Annotated in this window: 1 protein-coding gene; it reads right to left on the bottom strand. The window is 74.8% G+C overall.

Going from position 1 to position 539, the window contains the following annotated elements:
• On the bottom strand, positions 1–333 hold a 333-nt coding region (locus tag IEX89_RS24200; RefSeq protein WP_188915847.1), incomplete at its 3' end, for a vWA domain-containing protein.
• Positions 334–539: the final 206 nt, after the last annotated feature.

Raw genomic sequence — 539 nt, 5'->3', positions numbered from 1 at the left:
CAGCGGCGTCATGCCCCGCGGCGTGAGCCCGCGCAGCCGCGCCTCGAGCGCGCTCGCGGCGGTGCGCCCCATCGGCGAGACGACCTCGATGTCCCCGCAATCGCCACGCCGATTGTGCCCGTAGGCGACGACGGCGAGCGGCACCGCACCGTCGCGGGTGCCGAAATACTCGCCGATGACGTCGCGCGCGACCTCGATTCGGCTGAGGTCGCCCTCGACGCGGTTCCACATCGAGCCGGACGCGTCGAAGACGAGGACGGAGACGCGCTCGGCCGTCGCGGGCGTCGCCGCCAGGATGCAGGCGGCCGCGAGGGCGGGACGTAGGCGGATCATGCAGGGGGCTCCGATCGGCGTTTCGGGGGATGTCGTGGAAACGATGCGGGTCGGCCGGCTACGCGGCCGGCTCCGGATCGGCGCTCGGCGGGGGGCGCACCCCGACCCAGCGCGCGGCGCGCTCGGCGAGGGACTGGAACTTCCGCGACGCGCGATCGAGCTTGCCCTCCCATTCGGGGTCGGGCGTCTGGCCGTCGGTCCGGGCG

Source organism: Salinarimonas ramus (assembly GCF_014645695.1).
GTDB classification, from domain to species: Bacteria; Pseudomonadota; Alphaproteobacteria; order Rhizobiales; family Beijerinckiaceae; genus Salinarimonas; species Salinarimonas ramus.
Note: the sequence above shows the minus strand (reverse complement) of the source record. Positions and strands in the feature narration are given on the sequence as shown.